The sequence below is a fragment of the Mycobacterium sp. genome, from assembly GCF_040398885.1.
GTDB lineage: Bacteria > Actinomycetota > Actinomycetes > Mycobacteriales > Mycobacteriaceae > Mycobacterium.
Genome location: NZ_JBBATF010000185.1, coordinates 1 through 4,940 on the forward strand (window position 1 = coordinate 1; position 4,940 = coordinate 4,940).

4 protein-coding genes and 1 pseudogene are annotated in these 4,940 nt (G+C 71.0%); 4 read left to right on the top strand and 1 reads right to left on the bottom strand.

The window, feature by feature from the left end; genetic code table 11:
• The 3 genes from ADBZ5U_RS14165 to ADBZ5U_RS14175 form a co-directional block, all read left to right on the top strand.
• A partial coding sequence (locus tag ADBZ5U_RS14165) for a Rossmann-fold NAD(P)-binding domain-containing protein (RefSeq protein ID WP_526811238.1) occupies positions 1-489 on the top strand: 489 nt, incomplete at its 5' end.
• Positions 490-611: 122 nt separating this feature from the next.
• Complete coding sequence (locus ADBZ5U_RS14170) at positions 612-1,982, top strand: NAD(P)/FAD-dependent oxidoreductase (RefSeq protein ID WP_526811240.1); 1,371 nt, start codon at positions 612-614, stop codon at positions 1,980-1,982.
• A gap of 2 nt (positions 1,983-1,984) precedes the next feature.
• Positions 1,985-2,875 (top strand): DNA-3-methyladenine glycosylase family protein, encoded by an 891-nt coding sequence (locus ADBZ5U_RS14175; RefSeq protein ID WP_526811242.1) that lies wholly within the window; start codon positions 1,985-1,987, stop codon positions 2,873-2,875.
• A gap of 76 nt (positions 2,876-2,951) precedes the next feature.
• Here the strand turns inward: ADBZ5U_RS14175 and aqpZ are convergent, their stop codons facing one another.
• Entirely contained in the window at positions 2,952-3,731 is a 780-nt protein-coding gene (aqpZ, locus tag ADBZ5U_RS14180; protein WP_526811243.1) for an aquaporin Z, read from the bottom strand.
• Between the two features lie 434 nt (positions 3,732-4,165).
• Between aqpZ and ADBZ5U_RS14185 the strand changes: the two are divergent.
• Positions 4,166-4,940: pseudogene (locus ADBZ5U_RS14185) on the top strand (glutamate synthase subunit alpha); the annotation flags it as partial.

Genomic DNA, 4,940 nt, shown 5'->3' on the forward strand with positions numbered 1-4,940 from the left:
ACCACCTACGGCCCCGGCGACTGGGGCCGCACCCCGCACGGCGCCATCATCGCCGGCGCGGCGTTCGGCAAGCTGCCGTTCGTCCTCGACCGGATCGAGTTGGAGGCGGTCGGGGTCGACGACGCGGCGGCCGCGTTGATCCTGGCCGCCGAGCACGGCCGCGCCGGCGAGCGATACCTGGTGTCGGAGAGGATGATCGGCAACGCCGAGGTGGTGCGGATCGCCGCCGAGGCCGTCGGGGTGCCGCCGCCGCCGCGGACGATCCCGCTGCCGGTGACCTACGCGCTGGCCGCCCTCGGCACGGTGAAGGCGAAACTGCGCGGCACCGACGAGCGGCTGAATCTCAACGCCCTGCGCCTGATGCGCGCCGAGGCCCCCGTCGACCACGGCAAGGCGGTGCGGGAACTGGGCTGGCACCCGGCGCCGGTGGAGGAGTCCATCCGGGCCGCGGCCCTGTGGTGGGTGCAGTTGCGGTCGGCCGGGCGCTGACCCCGCCGAAAGTGCGCTCGGATCGAGATCCGGGCCGATTGCCGCCATCGCTTGAGTCCGAGGCCGCAAACCCGATCTGTGCGCACTCTCGATGAAGCTGTCGAACTGGGTACCGTACGACCATGGCCCCGGTAAACGGCGCGGTCTCGCACTGGTTCACCCGACTGCCCGACCCGCGGACCGCGCTGCCCGGCGACCGCGAGGCCGACGTCTGCATCGTCGGCGCCGGATACACCGGACTGTGGACCGCCTACTACCTCACCCGGGCCGACCCGAGCCTGCGGATCACCGTGCTCGAGGCGCGGTTCGCCGGCTTCGGCGCCAGCGGACGCAACGGTGGCTGGCTGTCCGGTCTGGCTCCCGGGCATCGAGGCCTTCTGGCCGCCCAGCATGGTCGCGGCAGCGTGATCGCCTGGCAGCACATGCTCAACGGGGCCGTCGACGAGGTCATCGAGGTAGCCGCCGAGGAGCGCATCCACGCCGACATCGCCAAGGGCGGCAACCTCGAGGTGGCCCGCAACCCGGCCCAGGCGCAGCGCCTGCGTGAGGAGGTCGAGGAGGACCGCCGCTGGGGAGTCGACGACGTCGAGATCCTCACCGCGCGGCAGGCCTCCGACCGAATCGCCGTCGAGGGCCTGGTTCTCGGCTCGTTCAACCCGAACTGCGCCCGCATCCAACCGGCGAAGCTCGCCCGCGGCCTGGCCGAGGTGGTCGAACGCCGCGGCGTCACCCTCTACGAACAGACCCGCGTCACCCGCATCGAACAGGGCCGCGCCGAAACCCCGCAGGGCGTCGTGCGGGCACCCGTCATCATCCGCGCCACCGAGGGTTTCACCTCCCGGATGCGGGGACTGCGCCGGCGCTGGCTGCCGATGAACAGCGCCATGATCGCCACCGAACCTCTGCCGCAACAGATTTGGGACGCCATCGGTTGGCGGGGCTGTGAGACACTCGGCGACCTCGCACACGGGTTCTTCTACGCCCAACGGACCGCCGACGGCCGCATCGCCCTCGGCGGGCGCGCGGTGCCCTACCGCTACGGTTCCCGCACCGACCGGGACGGCGCGCTGGGCAGGGACACCATCGACTTCCTCACCGGCGTGCTCAACGATGCGCTGCCGCAAACCGTCGGCGTCCCTATCGCTCACGGATGGTGCGGTGTGCTCGCCGTGCCGCGGGACTGGTCGGCCACCGTCCGCCTCGATCCCGCGACAGGACTGGGCGAGGCCGGCGGCTACGTCGGCCACGGCGTCACCGCCGCCAACCTGGCCGGCCGGACCCTGGCGGACCTCGTCCTCAGACGCGGCACCGACCTCACCGCACTGCCGTGGGTCGAGCACCGGTCCCGAACCTGGGAGCCCGAACCGCTGCGCTGGCTCGGCGTCAGCGGCCTCTACACCGCCTACAAACTCGCCGACCGGCACGAGGCGCGGGGCCGCCCGCACACCTCACCGATCGCCGCGCTCGCGGACCGAATCACCGGGCGCCCCTGAGGATGTCGGTCAGTCGCACGCTCAGGTTCCCGGGGCCGGTCAGCCCCGGCCACACCCTTGCACCACAGCGTCGAGGGCCGCACGACCCGTGTTTCCGGATCGTCGACCGCGCGATCTGGCGCACCAGCCTTCAGCGCAGCGGCCCGGTGAGCGCCCGCATCACCCGCACCGCCGCCGACACCGTCGACTGCCAGGCCTGGGGTGACGGCGCGCAGGAGTTCTGCGACAACCTCCCCGCCCTGCTCGGCGCCGACGACGACGCGAGCGGCTTCGACCCCCGGGACCCGCTCGTCGCGCTGGCCCGCCGCCGGGTCCCGCACCTGCGCATAGGGCGCACCGGCCGGGTGCTGGAGGCGATCATCCCCGCCGTCCTCGAACAGCGCGTCCAGGGCGTCGAGGCGTTCCGGTCCTGGCGGCTGCTGGTCACCGGATTCGGCACCCCCGCGCCGGGTCCCGCTCCGGAAGGTATGCGGGTGCCGCCGTCGGCCGAGACCTGGCGGGCAATCCCGTCCTGGGAGTTCCACCGCGCCAACGTCGACCCCGGCCGAGCCCGCACCGTCCTGGCCTGCGCCCAGCGCGCCGACGCCCTGGAGCGGCAGACCGGCCGCGAGGCCTGGACGTCGCTGCCCGGCGTCGGGGTGTGGACCGCGGCCGAGACCGCCCAGCGCGCCCTCGGCGACGCCGACGCACTGTCGATCGGCGACTACCACCTGTCGGCGATGATCGGTTGGACCCTGCTGGGCCACCCCATCGACGACGAGGCAATGGTGGACCTGCTCGAACCGCTGCGCCCGCACCGCTATCGCGCGGTGCGACTGCTGGAGGTCAGCCGACTGGCTCGTCTGCCGCGCCGCGGCCCCCGACTACCGGTGCAGCGCATCAGCGGGTTGTGAGCTCACGAGAACGCCGGCGGCGCCCCTGTCGGACAGGGCCACCGCCGGCGCGGTTCGCGCAAGGACGGGTCGGACGTCAGCCCTCGACGAACTTGCCCTCGGCGTCGAGCACGGCATCGCGCACCGGACGGGTGGCCAGTTCCTCCTGGCGGGGGAACAGGATCGGGTAGAGCACACCGGCCAGGGCGGCACCGGCCAGCGGCGCCAGCCAGAACAACCACAGCTGGCCCGGTGCGCCCGCGCCGTTGAAGAAGGCGACACCGGTGGAGCGGGCCGGGTTGACCGAGGTGTTCGAGACCGGGATGGAGATCAGGTGGATCAGCGTCAGCGCCAGGCCGATGGAGATTCCCGCGAAGCCCTTGGGCGCGCGGTCGTCGGTGGAGCCCAGGATGACCAACAGGAACATGAAGGTGAGCAGCACCTCGATAATCAGCACCGCCATCAGCGAGTAGCCGTGCGGGGACAGGTCACCGAATCCGTTGGCCGCCATGTTGCCGCTGGCGTTGAACTTCGGCCGCCCCTTGGCGATCGTCAGGATCGCCAGGCCGCCCGCGAGACCGCCGAGGATCTGCACCAGCCAGTAACCGGGCACCGCGGCCCACTCCACGCGCTTGGCCAGCGCCGCTCCGAGGGTCACGGCCGGGTTGAAGTGCCCGCCGGAGATGGCGCCGAGTGCGTAGACACCGGTCAGGACGGTCAGGCCGAAGGCCAGGGCGACGCCCAGGTAGCCGATGCCGACGGAATGGTCGCCGGCCGGGTTGGCGGCGAACACGGCAGCGCCGCAGCCGCCGAAGACCAGCCAGAATGTGCCGATGAACTCCGCCGTGAGGCGGTGGGCCATCGTGGGAGCTTGCATCAGTGGGACTCCTTACGAGTGTCATGCGGACGATGTGTCGGAAAGCCTTTCACCTGCTCAGGCCCGACGGAGTGGGGTTGGCTAAATCTTCACTCGACCGGTATTTCCGGAAGGTCGGCCGGATGGGTGTTTCAGAGCCCGACCGCCCGGAAGCGCCCGACCCCGGGTCCTTGACGTCTCCGGACACCGGCGTCCGGCGCCCGGACCCGCCGGTACGCTCTTCAGCGGCATTTTTTAGGCAATCCTAAGTTGGCTTTTCGCCGCAGCGTGCATATCGTTTTGGTACCAGTCGACGGCTACCGGTGGACACCGGCGTGGACGAATGAATCAGGGCCGCCGTTCACCGACGCACGGAGGATCCCCGACGGGGCGCGGCGCGCTCCGGACAGCATGGGTCGATTCGCCGCGGAATTCAGGTGAAGGGTCAGGTGCGTATGCCCACAAGTGTCGGGCTTTACAACCCCGCTTACGAGCACGACGCGTGCGGCGTCGCGATGGTCGTCGACATGCACGGCCGGCGCAGCCGCGACATCGTCGATCACGCGATCACCGCGCTGATCAACCTTGAGCACCGCGGAGCGGCCGGCGCCGAGCCCAACAGCGGCGACGGCGCCGGGATCATGATCCAGGTGCCGGACAAGTTCCTGCGCGCGGTCTGCAAGGAACAGCTCGACCTCGACCTGCCCGAGGAGGGCTCCTACGCCACCGGCATCGCGTTCCTGCCGCAGTCCTCCCGGGACGCCGCTCAAGCCGTCGAGTCGGTCGAGAAGATCGTCGAGGCCGAAGGCCTGACGGTGCTCGGCTGGCGCGAGGTGCCGACCGACGACTCGTCGCTGGGCGCACTGGCCCGCGATGCCATGCCGGTCTTCAAGCAGCTGTTCATCGGCTGGGGCGAGCGAAGCGACGGGATGGACCCGAGCGCCTCCGGCATGGAACTGGAGCGCCGCGCCTTCGTGATCCGCAAGCGCGCCGAGCACGAACTGGGCACCAAGGGCCCCGGCCAGGACGGTCCGGGCCGCGAAACCGTCTATTTCCCGAGCCTTTCCGGCAAGACCCTGATCTACAAGGGCATGCTGACCACCCCGCAGCTCAAGGCGTTCTATCTGGATCTGCAGGACGACCGGATGGAGAGCGCGCTGGGCATCGTGCACTCGCGGTTCTCCACCAACACCTTCCCGTCCTGGCCGCTGGCGCACCCGTTCCGCCGGA

Bases quoted from the DNA above. Each gene is read 5' to 3' on its own strand.
- ADBZ5U_RS14175 (WP_526811242.1), top strand. From the start codon at position 1,985: ATGTCGGTCAGTCGCACGCTCAGGTTCCCGGGGCCGGTCAGCCCCGGC.
- ADBZ5U_RS14170 (WP_526811240.1), top strand. From the start codon at position 612: ATGGCCCCGGTAAACGGCGCGGTCTCGCACTGGTTCACCCGACTGCCC.
- aqpZ (WP_526811243.1), bottom strand. From the start codon at position 3,731: ATGCAAGCTCCCACGATGGCCCACCGCCTCACGGCGGAGTTCATCGGC.